21 protein-coding genes are annotated in these 21,969 nt (G+C 71.4%); 6 read left to right on the top strand and 15 right to left on the bottom strand.

What is annotated here, in order from left to right; translation table 11 throughout:
- Nucleotides 1–49 precede the first annotated feature (49 nt).
- A complete protein-coding gene (locus ACIG5F_RS24475) occupies nt 50–853 on the bottom strand; it encodes a hypothetical protein (protein ID WP_396521094.1) in 804 nt (267 codons plus the stop codon).
- Between the two features lie 58 nt (nt 854–911).
- Between ACIG5F_RS24475 and ACIG5F_RS24470 the strand changes: the two genes are divergently transcribed.
- Nucleotides 912–1,508, top strand: a complete 597-nt coding sequence (locus tag ACIG5F_RS24470; protein WP_396521092.1) for a hypothetical protein — start codon at nt 912–914, stop codon at nt 1,506–1,508.
- Here ACIG5F_RS24470 and prmC read toward each other — a convergent pair.
- The 5 genes from prmC to rpmE form a co-directional block, all read right to left on the bottom strand.
- Nucleotides 1,480–2,364: a peptide chain release factor N(5)-glutamine methyltransferase gene (prmC, locus tag ACIG5F_RS24465; protein WP_396521090.1), complete on the bottom strand. Its 885-nt coding sequence runs from the start codon at nt 2,362–2,364 to the stop codon at nt 1,480–1,482. The genes ACIG5F_RS24470 and prmC overlap by 29 nt on opposite strands.
- Entirely contained in the window at nt 2,357–3,442 is a 1,086-nt protein-coding gene (gene prfA, locus ACIG5F_RS24460; RefSeq protein WP_396521088.1) for a peptide chain release factor 1, read from the bottom strand. The genes prmC and prfA overlap by 8 nt, the downstream gene beginning before the upstream one ends.
- 14 nt (nt 3,443–3,456) lie before the next feature.
- Nucleotides 3,457–4,098, bottom strand: coding sequence for a LuxR C-terminal-related transcriptional regulator (locus ACIG5F_RS24455; protein ID WP_396521086.1), 642 nt, complete (start codon nt 4,096–4,098; stop codon nt 3,457–3,459).
- A complete protein-coding gene (locus tag ACIG5F_RS24450) occupies nt 4,098–5,438 on the bottom strand; it encodes a sensor histidine kinase (protein WP_396521084.1) in 1,341 nt (446 codons plus the stop codon). The genes ACIG5F_RS24455 and ACIG5F_RS24450 overlap by 1 nt, the downstream gene beginning before the upstream one ends.
- Before the next feature lie 574 nt (nt 5,439–6,012).
- A complete protein-coding gene (gene rpmE, locus ACIG5F_RS24445; RefSeq protein WP_211765482.1) occupies nt 6,013–6,225 on the bottom strand; it encodes a 50S ribosomal protein L31 in 213 nt (70 codons plus the stop codon).
- A gap of 236 nt (nt 6,226–6,461) precedes the next feature.
- Here rpmE and ACIG5F_RS24440 point away from each other — a divergent pair, with 236 nt between their 5' ends.
- Nucleotides 6,462–6,860: a hypothetical protein gene (locus ACIG5F_RS24440; RefSeq protein ID WP_396521082.1), complete on the top strand. Its 399-nt coding sequence runs from the start codon at nt 6,462–6,464 to the stop codon at nt 6,858–6,860.
- A gap of 108 nt (nt 6,861–6,968) precedes the next feature.
- Complete coding sequence (locus tag ACIG5F_RS24435; RefSeq protein WP_396521080.1) at nt 6,969–7,460, top strand: CHAP domain-containing protein; 492 nt, start codon at nt 6,969–6,971, stop codon at nt 7,458–7,460.
- Nucleotides 7,461–7,639: 179 nt separating this feature from the next.
- On the opposite strand, the gene rho is transcribed toward ACIG5F_RS24435, so the two are convergent.
- The 6 genes from rho to argS form a co-directional block, all read right to left on the bottom strand.
- A complete protein-coding gene (rho, locus tag ACIG5F_RS24430) occupies nt 7,640–9,688 on the bottom strand; it encodes a transcription termination factor Rho (protein ID WP_396521078.1) in 2,049 nt (682 codons plus the stop codon).
- A gap of 329 nt (nt 9,689–10,017) precedes the next feature.
- Nucleotides 10,018–10,893 (bottom strand): homoserine kinase, encoded by an 876-nt coding sequence (thrB, locus tag ACIG5F_RS24425; protein ID WP_396521076.1) that lies wholly within the window; start codon nt 10,891–10,893, stop codon nt 10,018–10,020.
- On the bottom strand, nt 10,890–11,960 hold the full coding sequence (thrC, locus tag ACIG5F_RS24420; RefSeq protein ID WP_396521074.1) for a threonine synthase: 1,071 nt from the start codon (nt 11,958–11,960) through the stop codon (nt 10,890–10,892). The genes thrB and thrC overlap by 4 nt, the downstream gene beginning before the upstream one ends.
- Nucleotides 11,957–13,249: a homoserine dehydrogenase gene (locus ACIG5F_RS24415; protein ID WP_396521072.1), complete on the bottom strand. Its 1,293-nt coding sequence runs from the start codon at nt 13,247–13,249 to the stop codon at nt 11,957–11,959. Before ACIG5F_RS24415 ends, thrC begins: the two co-directional genes overlap by 4 nt.
- Nucleotides 13,250–13,251: 2 nt before the next feature.
- Nucleotides 13,252–14,676 carry a diaminopimelate decarboxylase gene (lysA, locus tag ACIG5F_RS24410; protein WP_396521070.1) on the bottom strand — a complete coding sequence of 475 codons (1,425 nt, stop codon included), beginning with the start codon at nt 14,674–14,676 and terminating at the stop codon, nt 13,252–13,254.
- Nucleotides 14,677–14,683: 7 nt separating this feature from the next.
- Nucleotides 14,684–16,357, bottom strand: coding sequence for an arginine--tRNA ligase (argS, locus tag ACIG5F_RS24405; RefSeq protein ID WP_396521068.1), 1,674 nt, complete (start codon nt 16,355–16,357; stop codon nt 14,684–14,686).
- 185 nt (nt 16,358–16,542) lie between these two features.
- Between argS and ACIG5F_RS24400 the strand changes: the two genes are divergently transcribed.
- Both ACIG5F_RS24400 and ACIG5F_RS24395 read left to right on the top strand, forming a co-directional pair.
- On the top strand, nt 16,543–17,403 hold the full coding sequence (locus tag ACIG5F_RS24400) for a DUF3105 domain-containing protein (RefSeq protein ID WP_396521217.1): 861 nt from the start codon (nt 16,543–16,545) through the stop codon (nt 17,401–17,403).
- A complete protein-coding gene (locus ACIG5F_RS24395) occupies nt 17,400–18,134 on the top strand; it encodes a DUF305 domain-containing protein (RefSeq protein ID WP_396521066.1) in 735 nt (244 codons plus the stop codon). The genes ACIG5F_RS24400 and ACIG5F_RS24395 overlap by 4 nt, the downstream gene beginning before the upstream one ends.
- A gap of 287 nt (nt 18,135–18,421) precedes the next feature.
- On the opposite strand, the gene ACIG5F_RS24390 is transcribed toward ACIG5F_RS24395, so the two are convergent.
- Together ACIG5F_RS24390 and ACIG5F_RS24385 are read right to left on the bottom strand one after the other, a co-directional pair.
- Nucleotides 18,422–19,606, bottom strand: coding sequence for an ROK family protein (locus tag ACIG5F_RS24390; protein WP_396521215.1), 1,185 nt, complete (start codon nt 19,604–19,606; stop codon nt 18,422–18,424).
- Nucleotides 19,607–19,703: 97 nt separating this feature from the next.
- A complete protein-coding gene (locus tag ACIG5F_RS24385; RefSeq protein WP_396521064.1) occupies nt 19,704–20,000 on the bottom strand; it encodes a hypothetical protein in 297 nt (98 codons plus the stop codon).
- Between the two features lie 116 nt (nt 20,001–20,116).
- Here ACIG5F_RS24385 and ACIG5F_RS24380 point away from each other — a divergent pair, with 116 nt between their 5' ends.
- On the top strand, nt 20,117–21,532 hold the full coding sequence (locus ACIG5F_RS24380; protein ID WP_396521062.1) for an APC family permease: 1,416 nt from the start codon (nt 20,117–20,119) through the stop codon (nt 21,530–21,532).
- Here ACIG5F_RS24380 and ACIG5F_RS24375 read toward each other — a convergent pair.
- Complete coding sequence (locus ACIG5F_RS24375) at nt 21,507–21,926, bottom strand: SsgA family sporulation/cell division regulator (protein ID WP_396521061.1); 420 nt, start codon at nt 21,924–21,926, stop codon at nt 21,507–21,509. The two genes, ACIG5F_RS24380 and ACIG5F_RS24375, sit on opposite strands and share 26 nt — an antisense overlap.
- Nucleotides 21,927–21,969: the final 43 nt, after the last annotated feature.

Raw genomic sequence — 21,969 nt, 5'->3', positions numbered from 1 at the left:
GTCTGACGCCAAGTAGGAAGCGCATGTGGGGAAAAGAGGGGGTGGGGGGTCAGCGGGAGAGGGCGCGGAGTTGCCAGCGTTGGCGGCGGTAGGTGTAGACGGCGTAGAACACCGCGGCGGCGCCGATCACCAGGCCGGCCAGCACCAGGGGCCAGCTGCCCAGCAGGCCGCCGAGGATGATCGGGACCAGGCCGAAGATCGCCGCCACGCCGCCGAGGAAGGCGGCGTTGCGGGGGGCGGTCCAGATCCACTCCTGCCCGGACCGGACCTCCTCCAGCAGCGCCCGCGCGCCGGCCAGCAACTCGGGGTCGTCGGTGCCGGAGACGGCGACCCTGCGGGCCAGCGCCTCGCACTCGGCCAGCTGGTTGACGTCGCCGATGAGCAGCCGACCGTCGCCGGTCTCGGTCCGCACCTCCACGGTCCTGGCCAGCAGGGCCACGGCCAGGTAGTAGCCGATGACGGGATCGCCCTTGCGGGTGCGGGACAGCACGTCCAGTTCGGCCACGGCGTGCTCGGCCTGGCCGGTGGCCGCCCGCACCAGGGACAGCCCCAGCACGGCCAGGATGGACAGCGGCGCGACCACCAGGGCCCGCTGGAACTGGGCCTCGGCGGCGGCCCAGTCCCGCCTGGCCACGGCCACGTCGCCCAGGGCCACGTAGTCGTTGCCGTCGCCGCGGACGCGGCACGCCTCCTCGAACAGCGGCTGGGCCCGGGCCAGGTCGCCGGCCTCCAGGGCCAGCCAGCCCTGGGCGAACGGGTCGTCCGGACGCGAGGACCGCAGCCCGGCCGGCACCAGCCGCCACTTGGTGGAGATGTCCTTCCACTCCCGGCCGGCCTGCCACTCGTTGCCCATCCGCGACCCTCGCTCAGTAGGCTTGGTTCGGCTCGCATTCTTCCGGACAGGGAGGGCCGTGCGCACTCCACTACAGCTGGCGCTGGTCGCGGCGGTCGGCTACCTGGTCGCGGGCGGCCTGATCGGGGTGGCCCTGCTGGCCACGCACGGCAGCACCGCGATCGCCGGGGCCGCGGCCGCCGCGCCGACGGCTGCCTCCCCCGCGCCGACCGGCCCGCCGGCGGGATTCCAGCAGGTCAGCGGCCCGGCCGGGCTGACAACGGTGATCCCGAACGGGTGGCAGGTCAGCTCCATCCGCAACGGCTTCCAGGCCGACGACCCTGCCAACGGCGGGGCCAGCGGCCGGTTCGTGCGCTACCAGGGCGTGGCCGGCGAGGCCGACCTGTTCACCTGGTTGACCGCCTACGAGAAGCAGTCATGGTCCACCCAACCGGGTTACCAGCGGGTGCAGATGAGCCAGCAGAAATACCAGCAGAACCCGGCCGTGCTGTGGGAGTTCACCTACAGCCTCAACGGCGAGTCGCGGCACGTGAAGATCCTCTACTGGAACGCCGACGGCACCCAGTACGACGTCTACGCCTCGGCCCCGGCCAGCGCCTGGGCCCAGACCTCCCCGATCTTCGACGCTATGGCAGCGGGCTCCGCCGTGCGGTAGCGAACCGGGGCGTGCCCGGCAGGTCCAGGTGGTCCTCCACATCGGTCAGCACCCGCCGCGACGCCAGCAGCGCCGGCACGGACTCGCCCTGGGTGTCGTCGTGCTCGATGGCCACGCCGCCGCCGGGCTTGAGCAGTCGGGCGGCCAGCGCGACGACCGGCCGGATGACGTCGAGTCCGTCGCCGCCGGAGAACACGGCCTGCACGGGATCGTGCTCGGCAACCTCCGGCGGCACCGCGGTTCCCATTGGCACGTAAGGGGGATTGCACAGCACGAGGTCGACAGCGCCGTCCAGTTCGGACAGTGCGCCGGGGGCGGTGACATCGGCGGCGTGCAGCCGGATCGGGGTGTCGCCGGCGGCGGCCCGCTTGTCGGCGTTGCGGCGGGCCCAGGCCAGCGCGGAGCGGTCCATCTCCACCGCGTGCACCACGGCGTCGGGCCGGGAATGGGCCACCGCCAACGCCAACGCGGCCGATCCGGTGCACAGGTCGACCACCACGGGGTTGGTTTTCCCTTGCAGGGCAGCCAATCCCCATTCCCACAGCAGCTCGGTCTCCGGCCGTGGAATGAACACGCCGGGGCCGACGTCCACAGTGATCGGTCCCAGCGGGGCCCAACCCAGCAGGTGCTGCAACGGAATCCGCTTGGCCCGCTGGTGCACCAGCTTGCCGATGCCCTCCACCACCTGCGGGTCGACCAGCGGCACCAGCGGCAGCTTCATCCGCTCCACGCCGACCACGTGGGCGGCGATCTCCTCGGCGTCGAAGCGCGCGCTGTCGATGCCGGCGGCGGACAGGATCCGCTCGGCGTCGAGGATGGCCAGCCGCAGCGGCTGGCGGTGGCGGACGTCAGCCATTGCTGCCCACCGCGGCCAGCCGCTCGGCCCGGTCGGCCTCGGCCAGTGCGTCCAGCAGCGGGTCCAGCTCGCCGGTCAGCACCTGGTCCAGGTTGTGGGCCTTGAAGTTGATGCGGTGGTCGGAGATGCGGTTCTCCGGGAAGTTGTAGGTGCGGATCCGCTCCGAGCGGTCCACGGTGCGGACCTGGCTGCGACGGTTGGCCGAGGCCTCCTGCTGGGCCTTCTCCTCGGCCAGCGCCTGGAGCCGGGACTGGAGCACCTCCATGGCCCTGGCCTTGTTCTGCAACTGCGACCGCTCGTTCTGGCAGGACACCACGATGCCGGTGGGCAGGTGGGTGATGCGCACCGCCGAGTCGGTGGTGTTGACGCTCTGCCCGCCGTGCCCGGAGGACCGGAACACGTCCACCCGCAGGTCCTTCTCGTCGATCTCGATCTCGACGTCCTCGACCTCGGGGTAGACCAGCACGCCGGCGGCCGAGGTGTGGATGCGGCCCTGCGACTCGGTCACCGGCACCCGCTGCACGCGGTGCACGCCGCCCTCGAACTTCAGCCGAGCCCACACGCCGTCCAGGTCGTTGCCCTTGGACTTGATCACCAGCGTGGCGTCCTTGTAGCCGCCCAGGTCCGAGTCGGTGGCGTCGAGCATCTCGGCCTTCCAGCCGTGCTTCTCGGCGTAGCGCAGGTACATCCGCACCAGGTCGGAGGCGAACAGCGCGGACTCCTCGCCGCCCTCGCCCGACTTGACCTCCATCACGATGTCGGAGCCGTCGTGCGGGTCGCGCGGCAGCAGCAGCTCGGTCAGCTTCTGCTCCAGCTCCGGGATCCGCGCGCGCAGCTCGTCGGCCTCGGCCGCGAAGGCCTGGTCCTCGCCCGCCAGCTCCTCGGCCGCGCTGATGTCGTTGCGCACCTGCTCCAGCTCACGGATCGTGCGCACCACCGGCGTCAGCTCGGAATAGCGGCGCCCGAGCTTGCGTGCCGTCGCCTGATCGGCGTGCACCGAGGGGTCGGCGAGCCGCTCCTCCAGCTCGCGGTACTCGGTCAGCAACGCCTCAAGGGCCTCAGGGACGGGTCTGGTCACACTCCCTAGTCTGCCTAACGACCCGGGCCGCCACCCGATCGGGCCAGCGCGACCGCCTCCAGCTGGGAGCCGACCTCCAGTTTGGCCAGGATGGAGCGGATCTGGCTGCGCACCGTGGCCACCGACACGACAAACTCCTCGGCCACCTTCGCGGCCCGGTGACCGGCGGCGAGACGGTCCAGCACCTCCCGTTCACGGGCGGTCAGCCGGTCCAGCAGGCGGGCCCGGTCGCGGTCGCCGCGGTTGAGCTCGACCAGCTCGCGGCGTTCCCGCTCGGACAGGTTGGACCGGCCCGCGGCCCCGGCCACGGCGGCCTGCACGAGCTGCTCGAACGGCGCGGCCTTGGACACCCAGCCGATCGCGCCGGCCACCACGGCCGCGGCGATCCGGTTGCGGCTGGAGGACCCGGTCACGACCAGCACCTGCCAGCCCATCGCCCGCAGCGGCACCACCAGGTCGGCCCCGTCCACGTCCAGGCCGAGGTCCATGTCCAGCAGCACCAGGCCGCGCTCGGCGCCGGCCTGGGCCTCGGCCAGGATCGCCTCCTCCGAGGTGACCGGGCAGCGCTTGGCCGGCAGGCCCTGGGCGCGCAGCGCCAACACGAGAGAGGTGGCCACGATCGCGTGATCGTCGATCACCAGAACGGGTGGTCGCATCAGCGTCCCGCGGGCACGGCCAGGGCCGCGACGGTGCCGTGCCCGTCGGCCGCCGGACGCAGCGACAGGGATCCGCCGGACGCGCCGACCAGCTGCTGGCTCAGGTGCAGGCCGAGGCCGCTGCCGCCGCGCGAGCGGTCGTGCACGCCGCGCCGGAACACCTTGCCGCGCACCTCCGGGGCCAGGCCGGGGCCGTCGTCACGCACCTCGACCTGCACGGTGCGGCCGTGGGCGCGGGCGCTGACCAGCACCTTCGCCCCCGGCGCGTGCCGCTCGCAGTTGGCCAGCAGATTGGTCACGACCTGGGCGAACGCGTCGGCCGGCATCGTGGTGCGCAGGCCCGGCTCCACGTCCAGCTCCACGTCGAGGCCGTTGGTCCGGCGCAGGGTGACGATGCGGGTCAGCACCGGGTCCACCGCGCAGCCCATCGGCTCGGCCCGCTGGTCGAGCAGGTTGCGCAGGCGGCCGATCTCCTCGCGGACGGCCTCGCCCAGCAGCTCCCGGTCGTCGGTGCCGGCGTGGTTGAGCACGTGGGTCATGCCGTCCAGGCCGGCCAGCACGTTGTGCAGCTCGTGGTCCAGCTCGGCGATGCGGTCCACCCGCAGCTGCGAGGTGTGCCAGCGCTCGCGCAGCCGGCGGGCCAGGGCCGCGCACATGATGACCGCGCCGCACAGCCGCAGGCTGGCCCCGCCCAGCCCCATGTTGCCGGTCTCGCGCAGCACCTGGGCCAGGAAGACCACCACCATGCCGGCGCCGAGCCCGTAGGCCATCGGCACCCGGTTGCGGATGCCGTACGCGATGTAGGCCAGCGTCACGAGCAGCCACAGCCCCACCAGCAGGCGGTCCAGCGTGCCGTCGGCGGCCAGCGCGTCCAGCGCCGGCACCTCGTAGACCAGCACCGCCAGCGCGACCGCCACGACCATGCCCGCCAGGCCGCCCGGCCAGCCCATCGTCCACGACGGCTGGCCCGGCACCAGGGCCATCGCCATCAGCGCCAGGAACAGCAGGACGCCGGTGGTGCGCAGCAGGCCCATCACGTGCTGGGTGTTGGGCGTGGTGAAGGCGATGACGGTGGTGGGCAGCACAACCACCGCGTAGACCGTTACGGCCGCGGCCAGTCCGCCGATACCTCTGCTGTCGTCCAGTCGAGCCAGCATGTACGCCATCACGACACCGCAGGCGGTGAGACCGGCCACCGCCACGACCAGCAGCAGCTGGCCGGACTGGTCCGGGATGACGGTGCGGGCCGGCGAGAGGTTGACCGCGATCGTCGCGAGCACGGCGACCGTCGCCGGGACGCGGACCGCGGGTATGCGCCCTAGCCAAGCGTGCCCTGTCATGCGCAGCCCCCTGCCCACAACGTCGGCGCGGCCGTGGGAGAACGACCGCCTTGATGATGCTTCAACCAACCGGCCTATCGACCGAGCGGCCGGACGCGTTATCCGGTATCCGGGTACGAATCTTGGTCACCGAGAGGTCGACGATCCGGTTGCCCGGCAACGCCAGATACCCAATTTTGACGATGAGTCGTCCGGGCCGCGCGGGCAGTCTAGTGGTGTCCAACCGCACCGGGGTCCGGGAGAGCCCCCGGTGGGGGGCGATGCAAGACCGTGGCGGCGTCGGTAGCCCCCAGCCGGCGCCGCCCCGGCGCACGACACATTCCCAGGCAGTACCGCAGGAAACCGCGTCCACTCCCCGGAGTGGGCAGGACCCGGCGACACCCCCAGACGCCGGGTCGTGGCACAACGCGAGAGGGCCCCGCAGCCATGTCGGCTACGGGGCCCTCTCGACGTTCAAACCCACGCCCCCGAGGCGAAGCCTCGGCTCGGGGGTCTGGGGGTCGCCCCCAGATGCGAACGACGGGCGATCAGGTTCGCGCAGTCCGCGGACAGACGTCCTCCCGAGCCCGTCCCCTCACTTCTTGCGCTTGCCGTAGCGCGCCTCGAAGCGGGCGACGCGGCCACCGGTGTCCAGGATCTTCTGCTTGCCCGTGTAGAACGGGTGGCAGTTGGAGCAGACCTCGACGTGGATCGCACCGGAGGTCTTGGTGCTGTGGGTGGTGAAGGTGTTGCCGCAACCGCAGGTCACGGACGTCTCCACGTACTCCGGGTGAATGCCGGCCCTCATGTGCTTGCTTCCTCTCATCGGCGGCCGCCGGGTCCCCTTGGCTGCTGCTGGGGTGAACCGGAGCCTGACTCGACCGTCCATTCTGCCAGACGGCCCGACACCTGCATAAACAGGCCGCCCCGGTGGTTTGTTCCCCGTCGACCACTCGCCGCTCGGCGCGGTCCGCTGGGCGCTGCGAGCGGCCTTCCACCGACCTCACCCGCCCGCCAAATGGCCTATTCGCCACACTGTGGCCCGTGTCATGCGCGCTGGACGCCTGTTCGCCGCCGCGGCCACTGCCGCCGGCGGTGTGGCTGATCGTGCCCATGCTGTTCACGGCCACTGTGTTGGGCCTGCTCGGGGCCGCCTGCCTGGCGTTGGACGTGGGCGACGGCACGCTGCCGCTGTCGGCTCCGGTGTTCGGGGCGGCGGCCGCGGTGACGGCGGCGCTGCGTTCGGGGGTGGCCTGGGGCCGGCACACCCGGCTGCGCCGGCTCGCCGGCGGGTACCCGGCGCTGGTGCTGGCCGCCGGGATCGCGCTGAGCTGGCTGGCCCTGCCCGACCTGGTGGCGATCGCGATCGGCGCGCCGGCGGCGGCGGTGTCGGTGGCGCTGTGCGTGTGGGAGCACCAACTTTCGTCTGATGACGGGGCGTGACCCGGCGCTCACGTTTCCACTCCCGGCAACGGCCGCTGACGTGACTCCGGTCACGCCCCTAGCGTCGCCCTCGGCTCGTCAAGATCTCACTTGCTGAGGGGATACGACGTGAACAGTTTTCTGAAGACCGCCGCCAAGGCCGCGTTGGCCGTCACCCTGTCGGTCACCGCGATCGGCGCCGTCCCGCTGGCCGAGGCATCCGCGGCCCCGGCCGCCATCGCCGCGCCCATGTCGGCCGGCGACGGCACCGCGGCCGGCGCGGTCGCCTGGTACCAGGCCCACAACGGCAGCACCGCCTACCAGGGCTACTGCGAGAAGGCGGCGGAGAACGCCTACGGCACCACCGGCGTCTGGGCCTCGGCCAACGCCCACTGGAACGGCGCCTCCCCCAAGCACGCGGGCGACCACAACCCGCCGCTGGGCGCCTTCGTGTACTGGAACATCAGCGCCTACGGCCACGTCGGCATCTCCGACGGCGCGGGCGGCTTCTGGGCCTCCAGCGTCAACGGCCGCATCGGCCACGTGACCAAGGCCATGGGCGGCTACGACTACTTCAACAACTACCGGGGCTGGACCCCGGCGGCCCGCCCGCACCAGTAAAGCCATCGCCGGGCCACTCCCACCGTCCCGGCCTTCCGGGGGCTCCACGCCTCCCCCGCACCGGGGTCCCCATTCGTTTGGAAGGGGGCTTTCCTCCACTCCGAGTGGAGGAAAGCCCCCTTCCAAGCACCAAACGGGGCCCTTTCCGGTTGGGAAGGGCCCCGTTGGCGTCTACGCGATCAGTCGTCGCCGTTGCTGCCCGGCGTCGTCTTGGCCACCTGCATCAGGAACTCGATGTTGGTACGGCTCTTGCGCAGCCGGTCCAGCAGCAGGTCGATGGCCTGCTGGCTGTCCAGGGCGTGCAGCACGCGGCGCAGCTTGTGCATCACGGCCAGCTCGTCCGGCGGGAGCAGCAGCTCCTCCTTGCGGGTGCCGGACGGGTCGACGTCGACGGCGGGGAAGACCCGCTTGTCGGCGATGCGCCGGTCCAGCTTGAGCTCGGCGTTACCGGTGCCCTTGAACTCCTCGAAGATGACCGTGTCCATGGTCGACCCGGTCTCCACCAGCGCGGTGGCGAAGATGGTCAGCGAGCCGCCACCCTCGATGTTGCGCGCGGCGCCGAGGAAGCGCTTGGGCGGGTAGAGCGCGGTCGAGTCGACACCACCGGACAGGATGCGGCCCGATGCCGGCGCGGCCAGGTTGTACGCGCGGCCCAGACGGGTGATCGAGTCCAGCAGCACGACCACGTCGTGCCCCATCTCCACCAGGCGCTTGGCCCGCTCGATGGACAGCTCGGCCACGGAGGTGTGGTCGCCCGGCGGGCGGTCGAAGGTGGAGGCGATGACCTCGCCCTTCACCGACCGCTGCATGTCGGTGACCTCTTCCGGACGCTCGTCCACCAGCACCACCATCAGGTGGCACTCGGGGTTGTTCGTCGTGATCGCGTTGGCGATCGACTGGAGCACCGAGGTCTTGCCGGCCTTGGGCGGGGACACGATCAGCGCGCGCTGGCCCTTGCCGACCGGCATCACCAGGTCGATGACGCGGGTGGTGAGGATGTGCGGCTCGGTCTCCAGGCGCAGGCGCTCGTTCGGGTAGAGCGGCGTGAGCTTGGTGAACTCGGGCCGGTTGCGCACCTGGTCGGGCTCGAGCCCGTTGATGGTGTCCACCCGGACCAGCGGGTTGAACTTCTGCCGCTGCTGCTCGCCCTCGCGGGGCTGGCGCACGGCGCCGGTGATGTTGTCGCCGCGGCGCAGGCCGTGCTTGCGCACCAGCGACAGCGACACGTAGACGTCGTTCGGGCCGGCCAGGTAGCCGGAGGTGCGCACGAAGGCGTAGTTCTCCAGCACGTCCAGGATGCCGGCGACGGGCAGCAGCACGTCGTCGTCGCGGACCTCGGTGTCGCCACCGCCGCCGCCCTGGCCGCGCTCGACGCCGTCACGGCCGCGCCTGCGGTCGCGGAAGCGACGCCCGCGGCGGCCGCCGCGCTCGTCGTCGTCATCGTCCTGCTGGCGGTTGTCCGGCCGGTTGTTGCCCTGCTGCCGGTCGCCGCGGGAGCCGCGGTCGTTGCGGTCGCGCTGGCGGTCGCCGCGGTCGCGCTGCTCGCCGCGGTCGCCCTGCTGGCGGTCGCCGCGGTCACGCTGCTCGCCGCGGTCGCCCTGCTGACGGTCCTGGCGGTCCTGCCGCTCCTGACGCTCGCCCTGCTGCGGGCGGTCGCCGGCCGAGGCCGAGGACTGCTGCTGGTCAGAGCTGTCGGGGGCGCCGGCGGGACGGCCGGCGGTGCGACGGCGCCGGTTGTTGCGGCGGCCGCCCTCCTCCTCGCCCTGACGCGGCGCGGGGGCGGTCTCCGCCGGGGCCGAGGCCTCGGGGGCGGGCGCCGGCGCGGGCGCCTCGACCGGAGCGGGCGCCTCGGCCTTGGCCTCGGCGGCCTTCTCCTTCTTGCCGTCGGCGGCGCGGGCGGGCTTCTCGGCGGTGCGGCGAGCCGGCTTGGACGCGGTGACACCGGTCAGCGGCAGCTCGGCGGTCTCGGCGCGGCCGCCGGAAGACCCCTGGCGCTCCTTGATCGCGGCGATCAGGTCGCCCTTGCGCATGCCCGCGGTGCCGCTGATGTTGAGTTGACCGGCGAGCTCGCGCAGTTCCGCGAGCACCATGCCGGACAGTCCTGCGCGGCGCTTCGTGGTGGTCAGCGGGGTCTCCTTGGATTCGGTACGGGGGGCAGGAGCCGAGTCCTGCTGGGAACCCGGCGCGGCGGACACCGCGTCGCTGCCCAAGAGATCGGTGTTGCTCACACATGTCCTTCCTGACCGGTCCGAGCCTCCTACTTGGACCAGCTGCGCCGTCCCGAACGCTGAACGGCGCGGTCGCCCGTGAGCGGGCGGAAAGCCGCGAACACGGGACTTGTCGGTCACCACAGCGGCCGGGTATCCCGCCAGACGTCGACTAGGACGTTCCGATCGGGAGATGCGTACCGGGACGAGTGCCCGGGCACGACACCGGCGCCCGTGCGCTCGGTGACTGATCTACCCTGAGGGTAGACGGCAGGCCGGCATGGTGCAACAACCGGTCCCCGGCGTGGCGCATCCGTCACAACACCCACGACCAGGACTTTGTGGCAAAATCAACCGATCGGCCGAACCTGTACGCCGTCCCGGTCGATTTTCAGCCGTCGGGCCCGGAAGCCGGACAGGTCCACCCCGGGCGGAACCTCCTGATCCCCGCTGACCAGCGTGAACACCGTGGGACCGGCGCCGGACACGGTGGCCGGCAGGCCGGCCGCGCGCAGCGCCTCGACAACACGGATCGTGTCCGGCCACGCCGGTTCGCGATACCCCTGGTGCAGTCGATCCTCCGTGGCGGGCAAAAGAAGTTCGGGCGCGACGGTCACGGCGTGCACCGCCAGCGCTGCCCGTCCGGCCGCGAACGCCGCGTCAACGTGCGGCACCTGGGCCGGCAGCAGCCCGCGGGTGGTCTTCGTGGACGACTCCGTGGCCGGAACGAAGACGATCGCCCCCAGGTCGGGGTGGGGTTCGAGGCGAACGGCCCGGAAGCACTGCCCCTTCTCCCCCTCGCCCCACGCCAGCACCAGACCGCCGAGCATGCTGGCCGCCGCGTTGTCGGCGTGCCCCTCGAACTCCGCGGCCAGCTGCAAGGCCCGGTCATCCAACGTCTTGCCGACCAGCGCGTAGCCGGCGGCGACACCGGCGACGACGGCGGCGGCCGAGGAGCCGAGGCCGCGGGAGTGCGGGATGGTGTTGCGGCACCGGACAATCAGACCGTCCGGCACCCCGTCGACGGCTCGGATCGCCCGCACCAGCAGGTGATCCTCGTCGAGCGGCACCTGCCCCGCACCTTCGCCCCGCACTTGCACATCGAGGCCGGAGGCAGCGGCTTCAACCGTCACCTCGTCGTACAGGCCGAGCGCGAGACCCAGGGCGTCGAAGCCGGAGCCGAGATTGGCGGTGGAGGCCGGAACCCGGACATGAACCGCCCTCACACCAGCTCCAGGGCGTGCGCGACCGCGCCGGGCTCCACCGGCAGCACCTCGAACTCCGGCATGCCCTTCAGCGCGGTGTCCGGGTCCTTCAGCCCGTGACCGGTCACGGTGCACACCACCGTGGAACCCTTGGGCAGCCGGCCATCCGCGGCCGTCAGCAGCAGACCGGCGACGCTGGCGGCGGAGGCGGGCTCCACGAACACGCCCTCGCGCGAGGCCAGCAACCGGTACGCGGCAAGGATCTGGTCGTCGGTGACAGCGTCGATCAGGCCGTCCGAGTCGTTACGGGCGTTGATCGCGCCGTCCCAGGAAGCGGGATCGCCGATGCGGATCGCGGTGGCGACGGTCTCCGGGTTCTTCACCGGAGCGCCCTGCACGAGCGGGGCCGCGCCGGCCGCCTGGAAACCGAACATCCTTGGCGCGGCGGCAATCACGCCGTCCTTCGCGTACTCGGTGTAACCCTTCCAGTACGCGGTGATGTTGCCGGCGTTGCCCACCGGCAGCAGGTGCACGTCCGGCGCCCGGCCCAGCACGTCGCACACCTCGAAGGCGGCGGTCTTCTGGCCGTCGATGCGGATCGGGTTGACCGAGTTCACCAGGGAGATCGGGAACTCCGCGGCGGTCTTGCGGGCCAGCTCAAGGCAGTCGTCGAAGTTGCCGTCCACCTGGAGGATGCGGCAGCCGTGCATGACCGCCTGGGCCAGCTTGCCCAGCGCGATCTTGCCGCTGGGCACCAGCACCGCGCAGGTGAGCCCGGCCTTGGCCGCGTAGGCCGCGGCCGAGGCGGAGGTGTTGCCGGTGGAGGCGCAGATGACCGCCTTCGCCCCCTGCGACACGGCCAGGCTGATCGCCGCCGTCATGCCGCGGTCCTTGAACGAGCCGGTCGGGTTGGCCCCCTCCACCTTCAGGTAGACGCGGCTGCCGGTCAGCTCGGACAAGTGCCCGGCCTCGACCAGCGGCGTGCCGCCCTCGTGCAGGGTGACGATCTCGGCGTCGGCCGGCAGCGGGATCCGGTCCCGGTAGGCGGCGATGATCCCCGGCCATCCCGGTCTGACAGCAGTGATCATGACTCTTCCCCTTCGACCCGCATGACGCTGACGACCTCACGGACCACCGGCAGTCCGGCGATCTTGTCCACGGTTCCGCGCAGCGCTGCGTCGGAGGCGGCATGGGTGACCACGACCAGGCTGGCGTCCACCGGACGGCCCTCCTGGCGCACCACGGCGATGCTCACGTCGTGTTCGGCGAACACGGCGGCGACCTGGGACAGCACGCCCGGACGGTCGGCCACGTCCAGGCTGATGTGGTAGCGGGTGCTGGCCTGGCCCATCGGCCGGACCGGCAGGTCCGCGTACGCCGACTCGCGCGGGCCGCGCCCGCCGGCGACGATGTTGCGCGCCACCGCGACCAGGTCGCCCAGCACCGCGCTGGCCGTCGGCGCGCCGCCCGCGCCCTGGCCGTAGAACATCAGCTGGCCGGCCGCGTCGGCCTCGACGAACACGGCGTTGAAGGCGCCGCCGACCGAGGCCAGCGGGTGGCTGTTGGGGATCATCGCCGGATGCACGCGGACGGCGACCGACTCCACGCCGTCGGCGTCGGTGACCCGCTCGCAGATGGCCAGCAGCTTGACCGTGCGGCCCAGTCCGCGGGCGGCCGCGATGTCGGCCGAGGTGACCTGGGAGATGCCCTCGCGGTGCACATCCCCGGCGGTGACCCGGGTGTGGAAGGCCAGCGAGGCCAGGATGGCCGCCTTGGACGCGGCGTCGAACCCGTCGACGTCCGCGGTCGGGTCCGCCTCCGCGTAGCCGAGGCGGCTGGCCTCCTCCAGTGTCTCGGCGTAGCCGGCGCCGGTGGCCGACATGGCCGAGAGGATGAAGTTGGTGGTGCCGTTGACGATGCCCATGACCCGGTTGATCCGGTCCCCGGCCAGGGATTCGCGCAGCGGGCGCAGCAGCGGGATGGCCCCGGCCACCGAGGCCTCGAAGTAGATGTCGGCCCCGGACTCGTCGGCCGCCGCGTACAGCTCGGGACCGTGCTCGGCCAGCAGCGCCTTGTTCGCGGTGACCACGGACTTGCCGGCGCGCAGCGCCTTCAGCAGCAGCGAGCGCACCGGCTCGATGCCGCCGATCACCTCGATGACAACGTCCACATCGGACTCGACCAGCGAGTCGGCGTCGGTGGTGAGCAGCCCGGCCGGCACGTCCCGGCTCTTGTTGAGCCGGCGCACGGCGATGCCGGCCAGCTCAACCGGCGCCCCGATCCTGGCCGCGAAGTCCTCCGCCTGGTCGGTGAGCAGCCGCGCCACCTCGGTGCCGACGGTGCCGCAGCCGAGCATCGCGACCTTGATGGGTTTCACGACTATGCCTCCAGGCGGAACAGGTCGTCCTCGGTCTCCCTGCGCAGCAACAGCCGGCTCTGCCCGTCCTTGACGGCGACGACCGCCGGACGGGGCAGCCGGTTGTAGCCGTTGGCCATGGCGTAGCAGTAGGCGCCGGTCGCGGCCAGCGCGAGCAGGTCGCCGGGCGCGATGTCGCCGGGCAGCCAGCAGTCGCGCACCACCACGTCGCCGGACTCGCAGTGCTTGCCTACCACGCGGGACAGGGTCGCCGGCACGTCCTCGTCGACGCGGCGGGACACCAGCCGGCAGTCGTAGGCCGCGTCGTACAGGGCGGTGCGGATGTTGTCGCTCATGCCGCCGTCGACGCTGACGTAGCGCCGGCCGGCGCCGCCGCCGAGCACGACGTCCTTGGTGGTGCCCACTTCGTACACCGTGACGGTGCCGGGGCCGGCGATGGCGCGGCCCGGCTCCACGGCCACGCGCGGCACCGGTAGGCCCTCGTTGTCGCACTCCTTGCGCACGATCTGGCGCAGTTGCTCGGCGAGTTGCCCGACCGGCGGCGGGTCGTCGTCCGGCAGGTAGGCGATGCCGAGGCCGCCGCCGAGGTCCACAGTGGACAGGTCGGCCAGCGCGTCGGACCCGTGTTCCTTGTGCAGCTCGGAAAGCAACCCGATCACGCGGTGCGCGGCGATCTCGAAACCGTCGGCGTCGTAGATCTGCGAGCCGATGTGGCTGTGCAGGCCGACCAGCGTGAGCCCCTCGGCCTTGAGCACCCGGCGGGCCGCCTCGGCGGCATCCCCGCCGGCCAACGAGAAGCCGAACTTCTGGTCCTCGTGCGCGGTGGCGATGAACTCGTGGGTGTGGGCCTCGACGCCGACCGTGACGCGGATCAGCACCGCCTGCCGCACGCCGCGGCGGCGGGCGATCTCGTCCAGCCGGGCGATCTCCAGGAACGAGTCCAGCACGACCACGCCGACCCCGGCGTCGACCGCCATGGCCAGCTCGGCCGTGGACTTGTTGTTGCCGTGCAAGGCGATCCGCGCCGGCGGGAACTCCGCGCGCAGCGCGATGGCCAGCTCGCCGCCGCTGCACACGTCCAGCCCGAGGCCCTCCTGCGCGACCCAGCGGGCGATCTCCACCGACAGGAAGGCCTTGGAGGCATAGTGCACCAGCGCCGGGTCGCCGAAGGCCTCGGCGTGGGTGCGGCAGCGGGTGCGGAAGTCGTCCTCGTCGACCACGAACAGCGGCGTGCCGTACTGCTCCGCCAGGTCCCGCACGTCCACGCCGGCGAACTCGACCACGCCGTCCGCGCGGCGGCCGGTGTTGAGCGGCCACACGTTGACCGGCAGCGTGTCCAGCTCGTCTGAAGTGGACGGTCGGGGTCCCGCGGTGTTCGCCGGCACGAGCACGTCGGCGTGACGTGGGCCGGCGGGGTGTGCGCGCATGACTTTCCTACATCCGTTCCGGGGCGGAGACGCCGAGCAGGGCCAGGCCGTTGCGCAGCACCTGCCGCGTGGCGCGGTAGAGGTGCAGCTGCGGGACGGCCCGCGCCGACACCTCCTCGTCGCCCTTGGGCAGCACCTTGGCCTGGGGGTCCTTGTCGTCGTAGTACTTGTGGAAGGAGCCGGCCAGCTCCTCCAGGTACCGCGCCACCCGGTGGGGCTCGCGCAGCTCGGCCGCCGAGGCGACGACCTTCGGGAACTCGCCGAGGGTGCGGATCAGCGCACCCTCCTTGTCCAGGGTCAGCAGGCTCAGGTCGGCGTCGGCGACCTGACCCTCGTCGATCTTCAGGTCGGCCGCGTTGCGCAGCACGCTGCACACCCGAGCGTGCGCGTACTGCACGTAGTACACCGGGTTCTCGGCCGACTGCTTGCGCAGCAGGTCCAGGTCGATGTCCACGGCGGAGTCCACAGAGGACCGGATCAGCGAGTACCGGGCCGCGTCCACGCCGACCGCGTCGACCAGGTCCTCCAGCGTGATCACCGTGCCGGCCCGCTTGCTCATCCGCACCGGCTTGCCGTCGGCGACCAGGTTGACCAGCTGGCCGATGAGCACCTCGACGGTGTCCGGGTCGTCGCCCAGCGCCGCCGCGGCCGCCTTGAGCCGGCCGATGTAGCCGTGGTGGTCCGCGCCCAGCATGTAGATGCACAGGTCGAAGCCGCGGTCCCGCTTGTCCTTGAAGTACGCGATGTCACCGGCGATGTAGGCCGGCTGGCCGTCGCTCTTGATGACGACCCGGTCCTTGTCGTCGCCGAAGTCCTTGGACCGGATCCACCAGGCGCCGTCCTGCTCGTACAGGTCGCCGGAGGCCTTGAGCCGCTCGACGGCCCGCTCCACCGCGCCCGACTCGTGCAGCGAGTTCTCGTGGAAGTACACGTCGAAGTCGGTGCCGAAGTCGTGCAGGCTCTGCTTGATCTCGTCGAACATCAGGTTCACGCCGACCCGGCGGAAGGTCTCGTCCCGCTCGGCGTCGGGCAGCGAGAGCACGCTGGGCTCCCGCCTGAGGATCTCGGCCGCGATGTCGCCGATGTAGCCGCCGCCGTAGCCGTCGGCCGGGGCCGGCTCGCCTTTGGCCGCGGCCACCAGCGAGCGGACGAACCGGTCGATCTGCGCGCCGGCGTCGTTGAAGTAGTACTCCCGGGTCACCGCGGCGCCCTCGGCCTCCAGGACCCGGCCCAGGGCGTCGCCGACCGCGGCCCACCGGGTGCCGCCCAGGTGCACCGGGCCGGTCGGGTTGGCCGAGACGAACTCGAGGTTGATCTTCTTGCCGGCCAGCAGCTCGTTGTGGCCGTAGGCGGCGCCGGCGGTCAGCGCCTCCCGCACGATCGCGCCCTGCGCGTCGGCGTCCAGCCGCAGGTTGAGGAAGCCCGGCCCGGCGACGTCCACCGCGGCCACGCCGTCCTGCTTGGTCAGGGCCTCGGCCAGCCAGCCGGCGAAGTCACGGGGGTTCACCCCGAGCTTCTTGGACACCTGCAACGCCAGGTTGGTGGCGTAGTCGCCGTGCTCCGGGTTGCGGGGTCGCTCCACCGTCACCTCGGCCGGAAGCACGCCGGTGTCGAGGCCTCGGGAGGTGAGGACGTCGACGGCGGCGGAACGGACAAGATCGGCAAGAGCGGCTGGAGTCACCCAGGCAGTCTAGGAGAGCGTATTCGCAGCTCGCGATGGGGTTATTCACAGAGGGAGGGGGGCAACGGCGCAGGTCGCGCGGCCGTGACCGGATCGGGGTCTGACGGAATTCTCATCCCCGGTCCCTACACTTGCCGCCGAAGGTCTGGACCGGTGTGGTCCAGCTCACGATCGAGGGCGGGGAGATGGCCGGCGGGAAGAAGAAGGGCGGCGGCGGCAAGAAGAAGAACAACGCCGTCAACGCGGCACGCGGACAGATGGTGGCCGGCAAGGGCAAGCCCTGGGGCACCATCATCGCCGTCGTCGTCGTGCTGTTGCTGGCCATCGGCGTGTTCAGCTACGCCTATGTCCGGATCAGCGAGCAGAACGCCGCGCAGGCGGCGCTGGCCCAGTGGCAGCCCAGCGACAGCAACAAGGACCCGTCCACCAAGATCCCGGGCATCGTGGTCAAGGACTACAAGTCCGGTCAGCACGTGCAGCCCACCCAACGGGTGGCCTACGACCAGTCGCCGCCCTTCGGTGGCCCGCACGACGGGTTCTGGGCCGACTGCGACGGCGTCGTCTACAAGACCGCGGTGCGCAGCGAGAACATGGTGCACGCGCTGGAGCACGGCACCGTGTGGATCGCCTACAACCCCGACAAGATCAAGGGCGGTGACCTGGACACGCTCAAGCTCAAGGTCACCGGCAAGCAGTTCATGATGCTGTCGCCGTACCCGGGCCTGGACAAGGCGGTCTCGCTGCAGTCGTGGGGCCACCAGCTCAAGGTGGACAGCGCCACCGATCCCCGTATCGACGAGTTCATCTCGGCGCTGCGCACCAACCAGTACGAGTACCCCGAGGTCGGCGCCAGCTGCGACGCCCTGGGCCCTGGCCAGTTCGACCCGAACAACCCGCCGCCGTTCGACCCGTCCAAGCCGGGCCCGGACGCGGTGCCGATGACCGGCACCGGCGCGCAGGACGCCACCAACGAGCAGCAGCCGGCCGGCCAGCCGACCTCGGGCTCGGGCACGCCCACCCCGACCAGCACGTCCACCAGCGGATGACCGAGACCGACGAGCTCGACGAGGTCGCGGAGGAGGAGCTGCCCAGCGGCCCCGTCTCCGCGACCACGCGGGTCCTGGTGCTGGCCGCCGCCGCGGTGGCCATCCTGCTGCTCGGCGCGGCCGTCGGGCTGCTGATCAAGCTGCCCGGCGGCGGCTCCTCGGACAACCCGGGCCCCGGCTCGGTCGAGGTCGGCTTCGCCCAGGACATGTCCCTGCACCACGAGCAGGCCGTGACCATGGCCAACTGGGCCCGTGACCACACCCAGGACCCGCAGATCAAGCAGCTGGCCTTCGACATCCAGTCCACGCAGGAGGACCAGTCCGGGCGGATGCGAGGCTGGCTCATGCTGTGGGGCCAGCCCGAGCAGTCCCCGACCGGGCGCTACATGGCGTGGATGGCCGGGCCCAGCGACGGCATGGCCGGCATGCCCGGCATGAACGGCAACCAGATGCCGACCAACGGCGTCGACCACATGCCCGGCTACGCCAGCAGCGCGGAGATCTCCAAGCTCCAGTCGCTGACCGGGCCGGACATGGACGGCTACTTCATCCAGCTGATGATGCGCCACCACCTCGGCGGGGCCCCGATGGCCCAGTTCGCCGCCGCCCACGCCACCGTGCCCGCGGTCCGCGTGCTGGCCGAGAACATGCTCAAGTCCCAGGACTCCGAGGTCCAGCTGATGAAGCAGATGATGGCGGCCAAGAACATCCAGCCGCTCCCGATGAACTGATCATCTGATTCCCGACAGTGACATGAAGGGCCCCTTCCTCACGTTCAGCGTGAGGAAGGGGCCCTTCATGACATCGAAAGCGGCTGCGGGTCGGTGGGGTGAGACGTTCAGGGAGCGGGCTAACAGCGGCGCGGCGGTCCGCTCCCTGAACGTGAGGTGACCTGACCCCCGTCTCGGCCTGCCTCGTTTATCCCCTTGTGCGACCCTTTTCCCTCCCGAGGAGGTGACGCTTACGCTATGCCACCAAAGCTCGGGTTGGGTTCCGCCAAACGAGTGAAGCGTTTCAATCAAGCATGAACGCCGCTGCGCTGTGTCACCAGATTTTCCCCGCGGCGCTCGAAGACGATGTCCTGGGCCGCGCGCAGGCCGGTGGCGATCGCGCCGATCAGCACGGCGTCCTCGCCCAGCTCGCCGGGGCAGATCCGCGGGGTCATCGGGCTGATCTCGTGCAGCGCCTTCTCCAGCGGGTCGATCAGCAGGTCCGTGTTGGAGCCGATGCCGCCGACCAGCAACACCACCTCCGGGTCGATCACCGCCGACACCGAGGCCACCAGGAAGGCCAGCTTCACCGCCTCCTGCTCGACCACCGCCAACGCGGCCGCGTCGCCCTGCCGGGCCAGCTGGAACACCTCACGGGCCGAGCTCGCGTTGCGCACGCCGTGCTCACGGGCCAGCTTCACCACCGAGTTCGCGGCGGCGGCCTGCTCAAGCATGCCCGGCGTGGACGGCGTCCAGCCCTCCGAGTCCTCGTCCACCCAGCCGTAGGGCAGGTAGCCGACCTCGCCCGCGGCCCCGTGCGCGCCGCGGAACAGCTGCCCGTCCACCACGATGCCCATGCCGATGCCGGTGCCCACGTTCACGCAGACGAAGACGTCCACGCCGCGGGCCGCGCCCTGGTCCCGCTCGCCCACCGCGGCCAGGTTGGCGTCGTTCTCCACCAGCAGGTTGGGGCCCAGCACCGCTTCCAGCTCGTCCAGCAGGCCGCGCCGGCCCCAGCCGGGCAGGTTGGGCGCGTAGTGCAGCATCCGGCCTCGGCGGTCGGGCACACCCGGGCTGCCGACCACCGTCAGGACCACATCGGACAGTCGCATGCCGGCCTGGCCCACCACGCCGGTGGCCATCTCGTGCACCGTGCGCACCAGGGCGCTGGCCGAGCGGCAACGGTTGGGTTCGTCCACTTTGGCCACCACGGCGCCGGCCAGGTCGGCCACCGCCAGGCGGATCCGGCCGCGACCGATGTCGATGCCCAGGACGTGCCCGGCCGCCGGGTCGGCCTCGTAGAGCACCGCCGACCGGCCGGGGCCGGCGCTGGTGCGGCCGGCCTCCCGGACCAGTCCGTCCTGCTCCAGATCGAGCAGCGCCTGCCCGACCGTGGGCTTGGACAGGCCGGTGTCCTTGGCCAGGCTCGGCCTGGTCGCGGCGCCGCCGCGGCGCAGCCGGTCCAGCACGATCCGCTGGTTGAGCTCCCGCATGCTCGCGGGCGTGCCGACCTGTGGCGCCCTCACACCCACTGCCTCCGTGTCCGGGGGCCGAGGCCCCGCCGACCTCCCATAGTAGGAGGCAATCGGATCAATGGAGGTGAGCCGCCAGGGCGCGGCGCAGACCAGCGAAGGCCGGGAACACCTCCACCCGGGGGTCGACGCCGTCCGTCCGGCCGAACGTCACGATGGTCCAGACCAGCTCGCGGCCGAGTCCAGCGGTGTAGACCACGGCCTCGCAGCCCGCACAGCTGGCCACGGCGGCCACCGGCGCGAGCGCCAGCGGATGGTCGGCGGCGACCCCCTCCACCAGCTGTTTCTCCAGCGCGACGCGCTGGTCGGCGGACGCGATCAGCCACGACTCCGGCAATAGTCCGGACGGCGTCACCCGCTCAGTCTCCCGCAAGATCAGGTCACGAGTTCGGCGGCAGTGCTCGTCGGCGTGTTCCCCCTGCGCCGTCTATATGTTAAGAACCTTTCCTAATTCGATCAGGGAGGTGGGGCGTGGCTTCGGACACGCAGCAGGGGCAGGCGGGCCTCGAACGCCAGATCGGCCCGTGGCAGGCGACCGCCATCAACATGACCCAGATGTGCGGCGTCGGGCCGTTCCTGACGATCCCGCTGATGGTGGCGGCCATGAACGGGCCGCAGGCCATGTTCGGCTGGATCATCGGCGCGATCATCGTGCTGGCCGACGGCCTGATCTGGGCCGAGCTCGGCGCGGCCATGCCGGGCGCCGGCGGCACCTACATCTACCTGCGGGAGGCGTTCCAGTACCGGACCGGGCGGCTGATGCCGTTCCTGTTCGTGTGGACCGCGGTGCTGTTCATCCCGCTGATCATGTCCACCGGCGTCATCGGCCTGGTGCAGTACCTCGGCGTGCTGTGGCCGGCGGTGGTGGACGACACGGGCAGCGTCAACACGCTCGGACACGTCATCGGCGTGCTGGTCACCGGCGTCGTGGTTGTCATGCTGTACCGCAAGATCGGCGACATCACCAAGGTCACCACGGCCTTCTTCGGCGTGATGCTGGTCAGCATCCTGACCGTGATCATCGCCGCCTACAGCCACTTCAGCGCGGCACTGGCCTTCGACTACACGCCGGGCGCGTTCGCCGGCGGCGGCGCGTTCTGGACCGGCCTCGGCGGCGGCCTGATCATCGCCGTGTACGACTACCTGGGCTACAACACCAGCGCCTACCTGGGCGCCGAGGTGCGTCAGCCGGGCAAGACGCTGCCGCGGTCGATCATCCTGTCCATCGTCGGCATCATGGCGCTGTACCTGCTGCTGCAGATCGGCATTCTCGGCGCCGTGCCGTGGCAGGACGTGGCCAAGTCCTCATCGGTGGCCACGCTGGCCGTCAACACGTCGTGGGGCCCGGTGGCCGGCGACATCGTGACCGTGCTCATCGTGGTGACCGCGTTCGCGTCGGTGTTCGCGGGTCTGCTCGGCGGCTCCCGAGTGCCCTACGAGGCCGCCCGCGACAAGCTGTTCCTGCCGGTGTTCGCCAAACTGCACCCCAAGGGCCACTTCCCCACCGCTGGCCTGCTGGTGATGGGCGTGATCACCGCCATCGCCTCGCTGTTCCCCCTGGCCGTGGTGATCAACGCGCTCACCGCCGTCATCGTGCTGGTGCAGTCGGTGGCGCAGATCGCCGCGCTCGTCGTGCTGCGTCGTCGTCAGCCGGAGCTGGTGCGGCCGTACAGGATGTGGCTGTATCCGGCGCCGCTGGTCGTCGCCCTGCTCGGCTGGGGCTTCCTGTACTACTCCACCGACCCACTGTCCAAGATCCTGTCGGTGGCCTGGGTGATCGTCGGCGTCGCCGCGTTCCTGATCTGGGCCCGGGCCGAGCGGGTCTGGCCGTTCGGTGAGAAGGAGATCAAGGAGGAGTACCTCACGACATCGACGTCAGCCGCGTGAGCTCCGCGTCGATGTCCGCCCACAGGTGCTCGTTGCCGGGCATGACGACCTCGTAGGTCTCGTCCAGGAACTCGGCGAGGTCCTCCGCCGGGGCCTCGAAGACCGCCTGGCCCGACGGCGAGCGCAGCTCCACCACGACCATCTCCACGTCGCTGTCCGACGGCCTGATCCGGATGTCGCCCTCGCCGGCGTCGCCGATCAGGCCGTCAGCCAGCAGGTCGCGGGCGAAGGCCCACTCCACGCAGTCGTCCCGGCCAGGACGGAAGGCCGCCACCACCGCGAACGGGTCCAGCGTGTCGTAGCGCAGCTCCACCTCCAGCGGCACCAGGAAGTCGTGCGCGGCCAGGAAGCCGAAGTCCACCCTCGACGTGATCACCTTGCGGTCGTTGCCCATGCTGTCCATCCCCTTCGCTCTCTCACGTCTTCACCCGTGACAG

Source organism: Kutzneria sp. NPDC052558, from assembly GCF_044547355.1.
In the GTDB taxonomy this organism is placed as follows: Bacteria; Actinomycetota; Actinomycetes; order Mycobacteriales; family Pseudonocardiaceae; genus Kutzneria.
The sequence above is the reverse complement of the archived record's forward strand: the minus strand, read 5'-3'. Positions and strand labels throughout refer to the sequence as shown.